Annotated in this window: 13 protein-coding genes; 4 read left to right on the top strand and 9 right to left on the bottom strand. The window is 63.6% G+C overall.

Annotated elements, in window-relative coordinates; translation table 11 throughout:
* Positions 1 to 57: 57 nt before the first annotated feature.
* A complete protein-coding gene (locus ABID58_RS17395; RefSeq protein WP_354033514.1) occupies positions 58 to 1,848 on the bottom strand; it encodes an adenylate/guanylate cyclase domain-containing protein in 1,791 nt (596 codons plus the stop codon).
* 294 nt (positions 1,849 to 2,142) lie between these two features.
* Positions 2,143 to 3,069: a LysR family transcriptional regulator gene (locus ABID58_RS17390; RefSeq protein ID WP_354033513.1), complete on the bottom strand. Its 927-nt coding sequence runs from the start codon at positions 3,067 to 3,069 to the stop codon at positions 2,143 to 2,145.
* A 97-nt stretch (positions 3,070 to 3,166) separates the two neighbouring features.
* Between ABID58_RS17390 and ABID58_RS17385 the strand changes: the two genes are divergently transcribed.
* Positions 3,167 to 4,042, top strand: coding sequence for an ABC transporter substrate-binding protein (locus ABID58_RS17385; RefSeq protein WP_148748830.1), 876 nt, complete (start codon positions 3,167 to 3,169; stop codon positions 4,040 to 4,042).
* 19 nt (positions 4,043 to 4,061) lie between these two features.
* Here ABID58_RS17385 and ABID58_RS17380 read toward each other — a convergent pair whose 3' ends face one another.
* The 5 genes from ABID58_RS17380 to ABID58_RS17360 form a co-directional block, all read right to left on the bottom strand.
* On the bottom strand, positions 4,062 to 4,781 hold the full coding sequence (locus ABID58_RS17380; RefSeq protein ID WP_354033512.1) for a haloacid dehalogenase type II: 720 nt from the start codon (positions 4,779 to 4,781) through the stop codon (positions 4,062 to 4,064).
* A gap of 129 nt (positions 4,782 to 4,910) precedes the next feature.
* Positions 4,911 to 5,912 (bottom strand): class II fructose-bisphosphatase, encoded by a 1,002-nt coding sequence (gene glpX, locus ABID58_RS17375; protein WP_148748828.1) that lies wholly within the window; start codon positions 5,910 to 5,912, stop codon positions 4,911 to 4,913.
* Positions 5,913 to 6,054: 142 nt separating this feature from the next.
* Positions 6,055 to 7,371: a homoserine dehydrogenase gene (locus ABID58_RS17370; RefSeq protein ID WP_148748827.1), complete on the bottom strand. Its 1,317-nt coding sequence runs from the start codon at positions 7,369 to 7,371 to the stop codon at positions 6,055 to 6,057.
* A gap of 28 nt (positions 7,372 to 7,399) precedes the next feature.
* Positions 7,400 to 8,620 carry an LL-diaminopimelate aminotransferase gene (locus ABID58_RS17365; protein ID WP_148748826.1) on the bottom strand — a complete coding sequence of 407 codons (1,221 nt, stop codon included), beginning with the start codon at positions 8,618 to 8,620 and terminating at the stop codon, positions 7,400 to 7,402.
* A gap of 259 nt (positions 8,621 to 8,879) precedes the next feature.
* A complete protein-coding gene (locus ABID58_RS17360; protein WP_148748825.1) occupies positions 8,880 to 9,155 on the bottom strand; it encodes a hypothetical protein in 276 nt (91 codons plus the stop codon).
* Positions 9,156 to 9,407: 252 nt separating this feature from the next.
* Here ABID58_RS17360 and ABID58_RS17355 point away from each other — a divergent pair, with 252 nt between their 5' ends.
* From ABID58_RS17355 to ABID58_RS17345, 3 genes are all read left to right on the top strand, one after another.
* Positions 9,408 to 11,228, top strand: coding sequence for a PHA/PHB synthase family protein (locus tag ABID58_RS17355; protein WP_354033511.1), 1,821 nt, complete (start codon positions 9,408 to 9,410; stop codon positions 11,226 to 11,228).
* A gap of 58 nt (positions 11,229 to 11,286) precedes the next feature.
* A complete protein-coding gene (locus tag ABID58_RS17350) occupies positions 11,287 to 11,685 on the top strand; it encodes an MAPEG family protein (RefSeq protein WP_148748823.1) in 399 nt (132 codons plus the stop codon).
* A gap of 254 nt (positions 11,686 to 11,939) precedes the next feature.
* The gene (locus tag ABID58_RS17345) at positions 11,940 to 12,716 is read left to right on the top strand and encodes an outer membrane protein (RefSeq protein ID WP_148748822.1); all 777 of its coding nucleotides are present in this window, start codon (positions 11,940 to 11,942) and stop codon (positions 12,714 to 12,716) included.
* A gap of 127 nt (positions 12,717 to 12,843) precedes the next feature.
* Here ABID58_RS17345 and argC read toward each other — a convergent pair whose 3' ends face one another.
* Both argC and ABID58_RS17335 read right to left on the bottom strand, forming a co-directional pair.
* The gene (gene argC, locus ABID58_RS17340) at positions 12,844 to 13,842 is read right to left on the bottom strand and encodes an N-acetyl-gamma-glutamyl-phosphate reductase (RefSeq protein ID WP_148748821.1); all 999 of its coding nucleotides are present in this window, start codon (positions 13,840 to 13,842) and stop codon (positions 12,844 to 12,846) included.
* Positions 13,839 to 14,504 carry an FMN-binding negative transcriptional regulator gene (locus tag ABID58_RS17335; RefSeq protein ID WP_354033510.1) on the bottom strand — a complete coding sequence of 222 codons (666 nt, stop codon included), beginning with the start codon at positions 14,502 to 14,504 and terminating at the stop codon, positions 13,839 to 13,841. Before ABID58_RS17335 ends, argC begins: the two co-directional genes overlap by 4 nt.
* Positions 14,505 to 14,655: the final 151 nt, after the last annotated feature.

Raw genomic sequence — 14,655 nt, 5'->3', positions numbered from 1 at the left:
CAGCGGGAACCTGTTTGTTGACGGCTAGCAGACGTCGCGGCGCAATTCGTCTCGCTGTTAGCGAGGCAGCCCAGCTTCAATCAATCGTTCGGCAAGCAGAGCGAGACGCGCCGGCTGCTTGATCGGGTACCAGCTGCAATATTTTTCGACCGAGAATGAGGGATCAATCCGCATATGCGCGGCGCCCACCTCGCGCGCCCGCTCGAGCGAACCGGCGGCGACAAGGCTTGCCGCAAGAAGTCGCAAATTGGCGACAAACTGAGGAGCCCCCGCCATGACCTTCGTGCCCCAATGCACGGCCTCGTCGAAGGTCTCGTTGGTGTAGTGCGCGTTAGTGAGCGCCGATTGATAGAAGTAGGCATACGGATCGAGCGGCGACAACGATATCCCGTACGATGCGCGCGCCACCGCACGCGGCCCGTCACCGATATAGCAGTAGGTCGACGCACTCAACGACCAGGCGATTGCGGAATTCGGCGTTCCTCCGATCGCACGGTCAAAGGCATCGATGGCGCGGTCATACGCGGCGAAGAGAAAGGAATTGATATGGCCGAAGATGGCCAGCGCCATGGGATCCGACGGCTCGAATTCGAGCGCACGCGATGCAAGCCTGAGAGCTTCGTGGGAGTCGGCCTTGAAGTCGGTCGTATGCCCTTCGCCGATGTGCAGGATGTACCACTTTGCCATCAGCGCGTAGGCCGCCGCATAGTGGGGATCATGGTCGAGCGCTCGCTCGAACAGGGTTCGTGCCACCTGCATGTCGTCATGACCAAGACGATAGAGGCGGTACATGCCCTGCAAGACCAGGTCGTAGGCGTTCATGCTCTGCGGAATCTTGCGCTCGGCATGCTTCAGTTCGGATATGTGGATGTGCGGCAGGAGCGCATATGCGATGTTTGTCGCGATTTTCTCCTGCACGTCGAATAACTGGCTGATCGATGAATCATATTGGTTGGTCCACAGCATGGACTTCGTATCGACATCGATCAGCTGAACCCGCATCCGCAACAACTCGCCGCTGCGGGTGAGCGTCCCCGTGACAAGATATCGCACGCCCAGGTGATGGCAGACGCTGGCAGCGTCGATGGTCGGGTCGGTGAAACCCAGCGTCGACGTGCTGGATACGACGAACAGATCGCGGATTCCCGCCAGTGATGCCACGATATCGTGGACGATACCCTGCGCCAGATAGGCGTCCGCCGCTTCGAGACCGAGCATCTGCAACGGCAGGACCGCCACGGACGGCTTGAGCGCATGAGCCACCGAGATCGTCGGAGGCCGCAGCTCGTGATGCGCGATCTTGAATGCCCGGATACGCCGCTCGATATTCTTGAGCGTCAGGAAGCCCAGCTCTGCGGCCTGATAGCGCAGATGATCCTTCACCTGATCGTGGATGGCCCCCGAAATCACGATCCCGCCGGGGCCAGCGAATTCCTGAAGTCGGGCCGCAATATTGATGCCGTCCCCGTAGATATCGTCGTGCTCGGCGATGATGTCGCCGACATTGGCGGACATCCGTATCTGCAGCGGGTTGCCCCCGTCCGATGACGATTTCTCCAAATGGAGCTGGGTGCCGAGCGCGAAGCTGATCGCGTCAAGCGGGCTCTTGAATTCCAGAAGCAGCCCATCGCCGGTGCTTTTGATGACCTCGCCGCCGCTCGAAGCGACGCGTGGCTCGATCACGTCCGTGCGCATCGACATCCATCGCCGATGCGTGCCTTCCTCGTCGCCTCCCATCAAGCGGGAATATCCGACGACATCGATGAAGACAGCGGCGGCAGTACGCCTTTTCGGCCGGCTCTGATCCGAGCCGTCGTCCGGGGACCTGTTGTCGACACTGATCATCATGACAGGCACAACAACTGCTGGGCGGCCACAGTCATTGTGGCGCCGAAAGATTGTAGCAGACAGGGGCTGCCGGGCAAATGTAAGGCCTGCACACCGACTGGGCAGAAATTGCGGTCACGCCAATTGACTTGCACAATCAAAGCGTGCGTTTCTATAAATCCTCGTTCAAAAAAGCGAATAGAGGCACTGAGCGCTCTCCAGAACGCGAAGGTGTGCCCATCGAAATATCGAGAGCCGTCGCAGACTGGTACCCCGCGACCTCAGAGGGCACCGCCGGTGGAGCCCTTGATCGCGCTAGGCGCGATTGCCGAACAGATCGAGCGTGATCGACCGCAGCCAGCGGTGAGCGGGATCGCGGTGGTAACGCTCGTGCCAATATTGCGCGATCTCGATCCGCGGTAGCGCCACCGGCGTCTTGAACACGGTCATGCCGAGCGGCTCGGCGACGATCGTGGCCAGATTGGCGGGCAAGGTCGCGACACCATCGGTCTGCGAGGCCACGATCGCGCCCGCGATGAAGCTCGGCACCTGCAACAGGATGTTCGTGCGCGCGATCGCGCGCGTCAGCACGCGCTGCGTCTCGAGGTGGGCCGCATGGCCGGTCTCGGACGCCGTGATCAGGATGTGCTTCTCCTCGAGAAATCCCCGACGCGTGCGCGCCGCCGCCGGCCTTGGATGGCCTCGTCTCACGACGCTTGCGTAGCCGTCCGAGTAGAGCCGCTGGGAGCGAAGATGCCCCGCCGCACGCGGCAAGGCGCCGAGCGCAAGATCAGCCTCACCCGACTCGAGCTTGAGGGCGAAGTGCCGGGAGTCCAGCGGGATTGCGCGCACCTGAACGCGCGGTGCGAGTTCGGAAAGGCGCGCGACCAGAGGCGGCAGGAACCGCACCATGCCGACATCGGTCAACAGCAGGCTGAAGGTCTTCTCGGATTTGCGGGGATCGAACGGCAGCCGCTCCTGCCACAACCGGTCGGCCATTTCGAGCAAGGCGCGGATCTGCGCCGCCATCTCGACGGCGCGCGCCGTCGGTTGCACGCCGCTGCCACGCCGCACGAACAGGGGATCGTCGAAGCGCAGCCGCAAGCGCGCCAGGAGCTTGCTGATCGCCGGCTGCGTGGTCTCGAGGCTCACGGCCGCGCGCGTGATGCTGCCCTCGCGGATCAGCCCGTCGAGCACGCGCAGATCGCGAAAGTCGATCCCGGAAGATTCCATTTTTGACATATGAAACATTCCCTCGCGGCCATGGCCCGAGCTTCCCCCTTTGTTATCCTGCAGTCAATCGAACGGCCGAAACGGCCACGCGGACACGGAGGACGCCATGACCAAATTCGTGATCGAGTCGCATTTCCGCCTGCAGGAATGGGTGGCCGAGGAGAAGGGCTACTTCCGCGACGAAGGGCTCGACTACGAATTCCGCGAGCTGATCCGCTCGACCGAGGGCCAGCACCACAACAAGGTCAATGAAGGCGCCTTCCAGAGCATCGAGCAGGGCCGCAAGGCCGACGTCAGCTGCGCCTGCCACTGGACCGTCAACGTCGCCGCCTCGAACGGCCACGCCAAGCTCTACGCCGACGTCTATTCGGTCGCGCCTTCGGGCATTTTCGTCCCGGCGGATTCGAAGATCCGCACACCTGCCGATCTCGCCGGCGTGCCGATCTCGGTCGGATTCCAGTCAGGCAGCCATTATTCGACGATCCAGGCACTCGAGCCGTATCTGGCGCCCGGCCAGATCAACCTCACCTTCGAGGACGGCATGCTGTTCCGCCGGATGGAGCTGCTGTTCGAAGGCAAGAGCGAGGCGGCCTCGCTGTTCAACGGCCCCTATTATTTCGCCGAGCAGCTCGGCTATCGCAAGATCATCGACACCACGTTCATGATCGCGTCCATGATCAATGGCGATCCGGCGCCCGAGGACATCAAGCGCTACTTCCGGGCGCTGAAGAAGGCCCAGCGCGACATCGACCTGCGTCCGGAGCTATTCACCCGCTACTACAAGAACGAATTCCCGGACCGATTCCATGCCGCGATGGATACCAGGCGCTGGGGGCCCGGCGAGCGGATCGTGTTCGAACCCTATTCGCGCGAGATCTACGAGCAGTCGTTCGACTGGATCGAGAAGCACGGCATCTTCGAAGCCGGCACGATGGGCGACGGCGCCTACGACAAGGCCACGGTCGCGTTCGGAAGGATTTGAGGGTCGGCGAGGCCGTGCGCTAGCAGCCGAGCTGGTCGGCGACGCCGCCAAAATCCTTGGCGACGATGTCCCAGTTGCCGGTCGCCTCGAAATCGACCTTCTGCAACGGGCCGTACTCGGTCGGCCGCGCGACGAACGCGGTCTTCAGACCGTACTTCTGCGCGGCGGCGAGATCACCATTGTGGGCTGCGACCATCATCACCTGGTCCGGCTTGAGGCACAGCAGCTTTGCTGCGCCGAGATAGGTTTCGGGATCGGGCTTGTAGTGCTCGAACAGCTCGGCCGACATGATGAGGTCCCACGGCAGCTTTGCAAACTTCGCCATGTTGGTCAGCAGCGCGACGTTGCCGTTCGACAGCGGCGAGATCACGAATTTTGTCTTGAGCCGCGTCAGGCCGGCGACGCTGTCGGGCCAGGGGTGCAGGCGATGCCAGCCCTTGGTGAGATGATCGAGATCGGCTTCGGTGAGGCCTTCGATCGCGAACTGCTCGACCAGCTTCTCCAGCGAGCGGCGATGCAGATCATCGAGCATGACATAGCCGCGCTCGGGGTGCTTGCGCACGTCGTCCATCGAGGCCGAGTACACGGCGCGCCAGCCGTCGACCAAAGCGGTCCAGTCGGTGCTGACGCCGCGGCCCTTCCCCCACCAGATGAAGTCGGTGATCAGGCTGGTGCGCCAGTCCACGACAGTGCCGAACACGTCGAAGACGAGGGCTTTGACGGCGGAGAGGTCGGACATGTGCGCTTCCCTTGTTCTTATTGTTGTCGTTCCGGGGCGCGCGGAGCGCGCGCGAACCCGGATTCTGGCGCCATCATCTCTGGATTCCGGGCTCGACGCTTTCGCGTCGCCCCGGAATGACGGAGAGCATCAATCCAGGTGGAACTTCGCGAGCTCGCGGTGCTCGGCCTTGATGTAGCGCACGGTGCCGGTGACCGAGCGCATCACCACCGTCTCGGTCTCGATCACGCCGTCCTTGCGGAACTTGACGCCCGAGAGCAGCGAGCCCGTGGTGACGCCGGTCGCTGCGAACAAGCAGTCGCCGCGCGCCATGTCCTCGATGCCGTAGATCATCTTGGGATCGTTGACGCCCATCTTGGCGGCGCGTTCGCGCTTCTCGTCGGAATCGAGGATCAGGCGGCACTGCATCTGGCCGCCGATGCAACGCAGCGCCACCGCCGCGAGCACGCCTTCCGGCGCGCCGCCGGTGCCGAGATACATGTCGACGCCGGTGTTATCGGGGTCGGCGCAGTGGATCACGCCGGCGACGTCACCGTCGGTGATCAGGCGCACGGCAGCCCCGGTCGAGCGCACGCTCTCGATGATGCTGGCATGGCGCGGACGGTCGAGCACCAGAACGGTGATGCCCTCAGGCTTGACGCCCTTGGCCTTGGCGAGACGGCGGACGTTTTCGGCCGGCGTCGCGTCGAGCTCGACGACACCCTTGTCGTAACCGGGGCCGATCGCGAGCTTCTGCATGTAGACGTCGGGAGCGTGCAGCAACGTGCCGCCGTCGGCCATCGCCATGGTGGCGATCGAGCCCGGCATGTTCTTGGCGCAGAGCGTGGTGCCTTCGAGCGGGTCGACCGCGATATCGACTTCCGGCCCGGCGTTCATGCCAACTTTCTCGCCGATGAAGAGCATCGGCGCCTCGTCGCGCTCGCCCTCGCCGATCACGATGGTGCCCTGGATCGGCAGCTTGTTGAGCTCGCGGCGCATGGCGTCGACGGCGGCCTGGTCGGCGGGCTTCTCCTGCCCGTGCCCGCGCAACCGCGCCGACGACACCGCCGCCCGCTCCGTCACGCGCACGATCTCCAGCGTGAGAATGCGCTCGAGCAATGCGTGCGGCGGCACTGAAATATGGGTCGACATCGGCTAACTCCTTCGAAACAGTTTTGGACAGGACTCCCTGCCCGCATCAACTCGCAACGCCCACAGTTCGTTCGAACGAACCGCCTCAATGTTTGAGCATGACCTGCTCGGAAAACCGCTTCACACCTTTCCGGGTCATGCTCTAGTTCTTCTCGATCCGGATCACCTGCGGCCGTCCGCTGATCACCTTGTCGTGCTGCACAGCGGCGAGCGCGCGGCGCACCGCGTCCTCATGCGTGGCGTAGGTGATCAGGATGACGGGCACGGGGACCGCCTTGCCGTCGCTAGGCGCAGCGCCGCCATTGGGATGGCGCTGCACGATCGACTCGATCGAAATCTTCTGTTCTGCAAGCCGGGTCGCGATCGCAGCCGCGGTGCCCGGGAAATCGCGTGCCAAGAGGCGGATGTAATAGCCGCCCTCGTGCCGCTCCATCGGAGCCTTCTTGGTGTCGCGCAGTTGCGCAATGGGACGGCCGAACGGATTGGCTCGGATGCCCCGCGCAACGTCGGCGATATCGGCCACGACGGCGGACGCGGTCGCGGCACCGCCGGCGCCGGGACCGACCAGCGTGATCGGCGGAATGCCCTCGCCATCGATCGTGACCGCATTGGTGACACCCATCACCTGCGCGATCGAAGAGATTTTTGGAACCATGGTCGGATGCACGCGCTGCTCGATGCCCTTGGCCGTGCGAACGGCAACACCGAGCAGCTTGACGCGGTAGCCAAGATCAGCGGCAGCGCGCAGATCTTCCGGCGCGATGGAGGAGATGCCTTCGACATACACCGCGCTTTGAGCAACTTTCGTGCCGAAAGCGAGGCTGGCGAGAATGGCGAGCTTTTGCGCGGTGTCGTGGCCGTCGACATCGAAGGACGGATTGGCCTCGGCATAGCCGAGCCGCTGCGCATCCTTGAGGCACTCGGCAAACGACAGGCCTTCCTGCTCCATCCGCGTCAGGATGTAATTGCAGGTGCCGTTGAGGATGCCGTAGACCCGGTTGATGCCGGTTCCCGCAAGACCTTCGCGTAACGTCTTGATGACGGGGATAGCGGCGCCAACGGCTGCCTCGAAATTCAGCGCACCGCCGTGCTTTTCAGCGGCCTTGGCGAGCTTCAGGCCGTGCTTGGCGAGCAGCGCCTTGTTGGCGGTGACGACCGACTTGCCGGTCGTCAGCGCCGCCTCGACTGCCGACAGCGCGGGATCTCCGGCGCCGCCCATCAGCTCGACGAAGCAATCGATGCCGGGATGCGTGGCAAGCGCCACCGGATCCTTCACCCATTCGACGCCGCGCAGATCGATGCTGCGCTTCTTGGCCTTCGAGCGCGCAGTGACGGCGACGACGCGGATGCCGCGGCCGCTGCGGCCCGCTAGCACGCGGGCCTGGGTTTCAATCAAACGGATAACTTCGGCGCCCACGGTGCCGAGCCCCGCTATGCCCACTTTCAGGGGTGCAACCATGATGCTTTAGTGAACCTGCAGAAGAGAATTAGCGCCGATTGGCGAGCGGAACGACGTTGTGCAACGTTTCGATGCCGCTTTCAAGGAAGCGGCGCACGCCGCGCGCGGCCTGCCTGATCCGTTGCTCGTTTTCCACCATGGCGATACGGACATATCCTTCACCATGCTCGCCGAAGCCGACACCGGGCGAGACCGCGACGCCGGATTTCTCCACCATCAGGGTCGCAAACTGCATGCTGCCGACGCTGCGGAACGCTTCCGGCAACGGCACCCAGGCGAACATCGAGGCCTCCGGCGGCGGAATCTCCCAGCCGGCGCGGCCGAACGATTCCACCAGCGCGTCGCGGCGCTTGCGATAAGTGTCGCGCATCTCCTTGATGCAATCGTCCGGGCCGTTCAGCGCGGCGGTCGCCGCGACCTGCACCGGCGTGAACGCGCCGTAATCGAGATAGGATTTGACGCGGGCGAGCGCCGCAATCACGCGCTCATTGCCGACCGCAAAGCCCATGCGCCAGCCGGCCATCGAATAGGTCTTCGACATCGAGGTGAACTCGACGGTGACGTCGATGGCGCCGGGCACCTGGAGCACGGAAGGCGGCGGGTTGCTCTCGTCGAAATAGACCTCGGCATAGGCGAGATCGGACAGGATCAGGATCTCGTGCTTCTTCGCGAAGGCGACGAGGTCCTTGTAGAAATCGAGGCTCGCGACATAGGCGGTCGGGTTCGAGGGATAGCAGACCACGAGCGCGAGCGGCTTGGGGATCGAATGCACGATCGCCCGCTCCACCGCCTCGAAGAATTGCGGCGTCGGCTCCGACGGCACCGAGCGGATCACGCCGCCCGCCATCAAGAAGCCGAAGGCATGAATCGGGTAGCTCGGGTTCGGGCAGAGGATGACGTCGCCCGGCGCGGTGATCGCCTGAGCCACGTTGGCAAAGCCCTCCTTCGAGCCCAGCGTCGCCACCACCTGGGTATCAGGATCGAGCTTCACGCCGAAGCGGCGGGCGTAGTAGCCGGCCTGGGCCCGGCGCAGGCCCGGGATGCCGCGGGAAGCCGAATAGCGGTCGGTGCGCGGCTTGCCCAGGGTCTCCTTGAGCTTCTCCAGCACGTGTGGCGGGGCCGGCAGATCCGGGTTGCCCATGCCGAGATCGATGATGTCGGCGCCGGCATTCCGCGCGGCCGCCTTGGCCCGGTTGACCTGTTCGAACACGTAAGGCGGAAGGCGGCGGATGCGGTAAAACTCGTCCATGGCTCTCTGGGCTCCGGGCAACCGCTCAGGATAGAATCGATGGGCGATGACCACCCCTCGAGGAGATCTCGCCCTGCACACAAAAATCGCTTAAAATCAAATGCTTGGAGCGATTTTCGGTGACGAGGACTGAACTCCTTCGCCCTGACTCTCGGCTGAATTGAAGTCTTTTTAGCACGGAGTGGCAGGGGCGCCAGCGATTACCTTGTGCCCGCGATGGCGTCCCGTGCCTGATTGGGGCGGTCCTTACTTGGCGGTCTTACTTGGCGTCCTTGGCGGCGACGGCCTGGCGGTCGCGGGCGGCCGCAAGCTCGGCCTCGATCTTGGCGCGCTGGTCGGGCGGGATGATCGCCTGATCACGATCCGGCGGCAGATCGTGCACCGGCAGATAGGCACCGGGCTCCCTCGGATGAGCCGGCGTGTCGGCGGCCGACATGTCCGCGAGCTGGCTCGAACAGCCGCCCAGCGCAATCGCCGTCGTCAGCAGCGCGCAGCATGCAAGCCGCGACTTTTGCAGGTCCCAAAACGCAAACACCTGGGAATTCCCCTACTCGTCCCATGCGAGGCTGCGGGAGCTTAACCCAACAACCTGCCCAAGCCCAAACCATTGCTGCCCACAAATGGTACGAGCGAGAAATCATCCAAGGCCCACACCGCGAGAGGTGCACTGCGATTGTGACAAAAGCAAGAAGCCTTGTCGCAGTGCAGCACATCTTCGCGCGTGTTTGACGCGAAACCAGCGAGCTTCGCGGTGACGAATACGGAATGAATCGTTACTGTTGCCTTCATGAATAGTGCCACGACCGATACGCCCAAAGCTGGGACAAAATCTGAAACGAAGTTCGATGCGGAAGCCTTCGCGATGAATGTCGCGCGGGCCATGGAAAGCGGCGGCAAGGCGCTCGCCGCGTATCTCAAGCCGCGCGAAACCGGCGAGGTGCAGGACCGTCCGCCGGCCGAGATCGCCGAGGTCGTCAAGACGTTCACGTCGGTCGCGGAATACTGGCTGTCGGACCAGTCGCGTGCGTCCGACCTCCAGACCAAGCTCGCCAAGGACTATCTCGATCTCTGGGGTTCGGCGGCACGGCGGATGGCCGGCCAGGAGGCCCAACCCGCGATTGCGCCCTCGCCGCGCGACAAGCGCTTTGCCGATCCGGAATGGAAGTCGAACCAGTTCTTCGATTTCATGATGCAGCTCTATCTGCTCACGACCAAATGGGCGCAGGAGCTCGTGCGCGATGCCGAGGGGCTCGATCCGCAGACCCGGCGCAAGGCCGAGTTCTACATGCAGCAGCTCACCAACGCGATCTCGCCGTCGAACTTCGTGCTGACCAATCCGGAGGTGCTGCGCCAAACGGTTGCCAGCAGCGGCGAGAACCTCGCGCGCGGCCTGACGATGCTGGCGGAGGACATCGCCGCCGGCAAGGGCATGCTGAAGATCCGCCAGTCCGATCCCGACAACCTCGTCGTCGGCGTCAACATGGCGACGACACCGGGCAAAGTGATCTACCAGAACGAGATGATGCAGCTGATCCAGTATTCTCCGACCACGGAGAAGGTGCTGCGTACGCCGCTGCTGATCATCCCGCCCTGGATCAACAAGTTCTACATTCTCGATCTCAAGCCCGAGAAATCCTACATCAAGTGGTGCGTCGATCAGGGCATCACCGTGTTCGTGATCTCATGGGTCAATCCCGACAAGCGGCTCGGTGCCAAGAGCTGGGAAGACTACATGAAGGAAGGCCCGCTCACGGCGATGGACGTGATCGAGCGGGTCACCGGCGAGTTGAAGGTCCACACCGCCGGCTATTGCGTGGGCGGCACCATGCTCGCGACCACGCTGGCCTGGCTCGCCGAGAAGCGGCGCCAGCGCGTGACCTCGGCGACGTTCTTTGCCGCCCAGGTCGACTTCACCCATGCCGGCGATCTCCTCGTGTTTGTCGACGAGGACCAGATCGCGGCGCTCGAGCAGGACATGAAGGCCTCCGGCGTGCTCGAAGGCTCCAAGATGGCGATGGCCTTCAACATGCTGCGCTCCAACGACCTGATCTGGTCCTATGTGGTCAGCAACTATCTCAAAGGCCAGCAACCGAGCGCGTTCGACCTGCTGCACTGGAATTCCGACGCGACGCGGATGACCCAGGCGAACCATTCCTATTACTTGCGCAACTGCTATCTGGAGAACCGGCTGTCGACCGGCACCATGGTGCTCGACAACACGCTGCTCGACCTCTCCACGGTCAAGGTGCCCGTCTACAACCTCGCCACGCGCGAGGACCACATCGCGCCGGCGGAATCGGTGCTGTACGGCTCGCAGTTCTTCGGCGGCCCCGTGAAATACGTACTGTCCGGCTCCGGCCACATCGCAGGCGTCGTCAATCCGCCGGCCTCGAACAAGTATCAGTACTGGACCAACGACAACATCAAGGACGTCAACGTCGCCCAGTGGATGAAGGGGGCGGTGGAGCACAAGGGCTCGTGGTGGCCGGACTGGCGCGAATGGCTGGGCGGGCTCGATCCGGAGGAAGTGCCTGCGCGCGGCGTCGGAAGCGAAGCGCTGCCGCCGATCGAGGACGCCCCGGGCAGCTATGTCAGGGTTCGCGCATAGCGCAACGGCGCGCACTTTCGTATAAGCTCACGACATCGATTTTGAAGGGGACCGGGTTATGACGCGTGAATTGTTCTGGCTGACCTGCACGGTGATCCTGACCGGGATCCTCTGGATTCCCTATACCATCAACCGCTGCCAGATTCGCGGGCTCAGCGGCGCGATGGCCAACCCCTCGCGCGGCGACAAGCCGCAGTCGGAGTGGGCGAACCGCCTGATGTTCGCGCACGACAACGCGGTCGAGAACCTCGTGCTGTTCGCCCCGCTGGTGCTGATCCTGAACGCGGTCGACTATTCCTCGAAATGGACGGTGCTCGCCTGCGTCGTCTATTTCTGGTCGCGCGTCGCGCATCTGATCGTCTATGCGCTCGGCATTCCGGTGTTCCGCACCCTCGCCTTCACCGTCGGCTTCCTCGCGCAGGCCGTGCTGGTGCTGGCGGTCTTCAAGCTGGTTTGACACCAGCGTCCCGATCACGCGGCAACGCCAGCCGGGATTTTCTCCAAAATTTGCAATGTAGCTTCGTCCACGGCGACACTCGTGTCGGCAGGCTGCCGACAAACTGCCTACTCCCAAGGCAGCCACGTGGGAACCGCAGGTGTTGCCGAGAGACGACACTTCCAGAGAATCAGCATCGCTCCGGTTTGCACATACAAGTTGTCGCCCATCCCCATGTATATTTGCGCATCGCAATTGATAGATTCGGGGAAGACATGAATTTGAAGGTTGTATCCGCGCTCGGCGCGCTCGCGCTCGCCGCCGTCGCGACCCAGGCCAACGCCGCCGATCTCGCCGCTCGCCCCTACACCAAGGCACCGCCGATGATCGCCGCGGTCTATGATTGGAGCGGCTTCTACATCGGCGCCAACGGCGGCTATGGCACGTCGCGGAATTGCTGGGACGGGACTGCCGGTTTCCCGGCCGGCATCGCCGAAGGCTGCCATGATGCGACCGGCGCCGTCGCCGGTGGCCAGATCGGCTATCGCTGGCAGAGCAGCGCCTTGGTGTTCGGTCTTGAGGCTCAGGGCGACTGGGCCGACCTCTCGGGCCGGAATGCCAGCACGGTGTTCGGCGTCGCGAACCGCACCCATATCGACGCCTTCGGACTGTTCACCGGCCAGGTCGGCTACGCCTGGAATAATGCGCTGCTTTATGTGAAGGGCGGCGCCGCGGTCACCAGCAATCAATACCGCGGGATCGGTACGGGCGGACTGGCCGGCGCCGAGTTCGATCGCGCGAACGACACCCGCTGGGGCGGTACGGTCGGCGTCGGCTTCGAATATGGCTTTGCCCAGAACTGGTCGGTCGGCCTCGAATACGACCACCTGTTCATGGGCCGGCACGACGTCACCCTCACGGCCAATGGCGTGCTGGCGCCGGCGGTGCCTGCCGGTGCGTTCTCGCGCACTGATAGCATCCGTCAGGATGTCGACCTGATCACCGCGCGCATCAACTACCGGTTCGGTGGCCCGGTCGTCGCGAAGTACTGAGGCTTGGTGTCTCGGACGCGCGAAGCGCGAGCCGGGACGCAGAAAGCAGACCAAGCAAGAAGATGGCCCCGGCTCGGCAGCGCATCACTGAAGAAGTGCTGCGCTGCGTCCGGGGCACGGCCGTGCCTTACACGTCCGCCATGCCGAGCATCAGCCGCATGTTCTGCACGGCCGCGCCTGACGCACCCTTGCCGAGATTGTCCAGCCGCGCGACCAGCACCGCCTGATGGTACTTGTCGCTGGCGAAGACGTAGAGCTCGAGCATGTTGGTCTCGTTGAGCGCTTCCGGCTCGAGCCGGCCGCCCTTCGACGCCTCATTCTGGAGCGGCATCGCCGAGACGTGTCTTGAGCCCGCGTAGCGTTTGGCGAGCGTGGCCTGAAGGTCGGCGCCGCTCGGCTTGCCCGGCAGCGCGTCGAGCTGGAGCGGGATCGAGACCAGCATGCCCTGCCGGTAATTGCCGACCGAGGGAATGAAGATCGGCCGCCGCGTCAGGTTCGAATAGAGCTGCAGCTCCGGCAGATGCTTGTGCTCGAAGCCGAGGCCATAGAGCTCGAACGACGGCGCGCTGCCGTCTTCGAAGCTCGCGATCATCGACTTGCCGCCGCCGGAATAGCCACTCACCGCGTTGACGCTGATGGGATAATCGGGCGGCAACAGGCCGGCATCGACGATCGGCCGCAGCAGCGCAATGCCGCCGGTCGGATAGCAGCCGGGATTGGAGACCTTCTTCGCGGCCTTGATCTTGCCGGCCTGGTCCGGTGCCAGTTCCGGAAAACCGTAGGCCCAGTCCGGCGCGACGCGGTAGGCGGTCGAGGCGTCCAGCACCTTCGGCCCCGCATCGCCCATGCTGTCGATCAGCGCCACCGTCTCCTTGGCGGCATCATCAGGCAGGCAGAGGATGACGAGATCCACCTCCTCCATCAGCGCCTTCTTGGCCGCCGGATCCTTGCGCTTGTCGTCGGCGATGGTCTTCACCACGACATCGTTCTGAAGCTTGAGCCGCTCGTTGATGCCGAGGCCGGTGGTGCCGGAGCCGCCATCGACGAAGACGGTGGCGGGCCTGCTGGCGGCAGCTGACTTCGGGGCGTCCTTGGTGTCAACGAGGCTGGTTTCAGAAAGGCTCATGGCACGCTCCTTTCGAGCTTGTTCGTGTCGTCTGCAAAAGCTTGCGGCCTTGCCTGCCGCATCAACTGTGAAATCTGCTTCGCGTCGGTATCGCCCTCGCCGAGCGCAGTCGCGATCGCCGTATAATCGGCGTCGGACTTGTGCTGATTGAGCTTGAAGCTGCCTTCGACCTCTTCAACCGTCATGACCAGACCCACGATCGCCTTCTTCATCGCTTCGAACCGGGCCGCAGTCATCTTCGCCGAATTCCACGGCGTCTTCGGCAACAGCCAGCTCTCGAACTTGTCGCTCAGCGTATCGATCTGCACCACCAGCTCATCGTCCGACAACAGCCGCACCGAGCCGCTCAGATGCACCGACTGGTAGAGCCAGGTCGGCACCTGATCCGGCGAGACGTACCAGTCGGGCGATACATAGGCATCGGGGCCATTGATCGCGAGCAGCCAGGACGTTGCGCCGTCCGCAAGCTTTACCAGCGGATTGTGACGTGCAGCATGAAAGGCGGCCTGCGGCGTGCCGTCGGCGGCGTAGGTCAAATAGAACGGCAGCGGCGAGGCGACCGGCTTGTGGCCGTCGAAGGCGCACATGGTACCGAAGCCGCGGTCGCCTGCGAATTTCAGGCTTGCGGCGCGATCCGGCTTGAAAAAGGGTGGCGTGTACATCGTGGTCTCCTGCTGGGCCTCCTTGGGGGCCGCCGGATCAGATCGCGCTGACAGGAGAGAGAATGCCGCGGATCGGGTCCAGCGGCAAAGACGATGATCTCAAACGCGATCGACCGCCCAAACCGCTAAAGAGCGGCGGCGGCGACGGGCG

Origin of the sequence: Bradyrhizobium sp. S3.2.6 (assembly GCF_040546885.1) — a bacterium.
Lineage (GTDB): Bacteria > Pseudomonadota > Alphaproteobacteria > Rhizobiales > Xanthobacteraceae > Bradyrhizobium > Bradyrhizobium cytisi.
This window is presented reverse-complemented; position numbering and strand designations above follow the sequence as displayed.

Bases quoted from the DNA above. Each gene is read 5' to 3' on its own strand.
- ABID58_RS17370 (WP_148748827.1), bottom strand. From the start codon at position 7,371: ATGGTTGCACCCCTGAAAGTGGGCATAGCGGGGCTCGGCACCGTGGGC.
- ABID58_RS17365 (WP_148748826.1), bottom strand. From the start codon at position 8,620: ATGGACGAGTTTTACCGCATCCGCCGCCTTCCGCCTTACGTGTTCGAA.
- argC (WP_148748821.1), bottom strand. From the start codon at position 13,842: ATGAGCCTTTCTGAAACCAGCCTCGTTGACACCAAGGACGCCCCGAAG.
- ABID58_RS17335 (WP_354033510.1), bottom strand. From the start codon at position 14,504: ATGTACACGCCACCCTTTTTCAAGCCGGATCGCGCCGCAAGCCTGAAA.
- glpX (WP_148748828.1), bottom strand. From the start codon at position 5,912: ATGTCGACCCATATTTCAGTGCCGCCGCACGCATTGCTCGAGCGCATT.
- ABID58_RS17380 (WP_354033512.1), bottom strand. From the start codon at position 4,781: ATGTCCGACCTCTCCGCCGTCAAAGCCCTCGTCTTCGACGTGTTCGGC.
- ABID58_RS17350 (WP_148748823.1), top strand. From the start codon at position 11,287: ATGACGCGTGAATTGTTCTGGCTGACCTGCACGGTGATCCTGACCGGG.
- ABID58_RS17355 (WP_354033511.1), top strand. From the start codon at position 9,408: ATGAATAGTGCCACGACCGATACGCCCAAAGCTGGGACAAAATCTGAA.
- ABID58_RS17385 (WP_148748830.1), top strand. From the start codon at position 3,167: ATGACCAAATTCGTGATCGAGTCGCATTTCCGCCTGCAGGAATGGGTG.
- ABID58_RS17345 (WP_148748822.1), top strand. From the start codon at position 11,940: ATGAATTTGAAGGTTGTATCCGCGCTCGGCGCGCTCGCGCTCGCCGCC.
- ABID58_RS17395 (WP_354033514.1), bottom strand. From the start codon at position 1,848: ATGATGATCAGTGTCGACAACAGGTCCCCGGACGACGGCTCGGATCAG.
- ABID58_RS17390 (WP_354033513.1), bottom strand. From the start codon at position 3,069: ATGTCAAAAATGGAATCTTCCGGGATCGACTTTCGCGATCTGCGCGTG.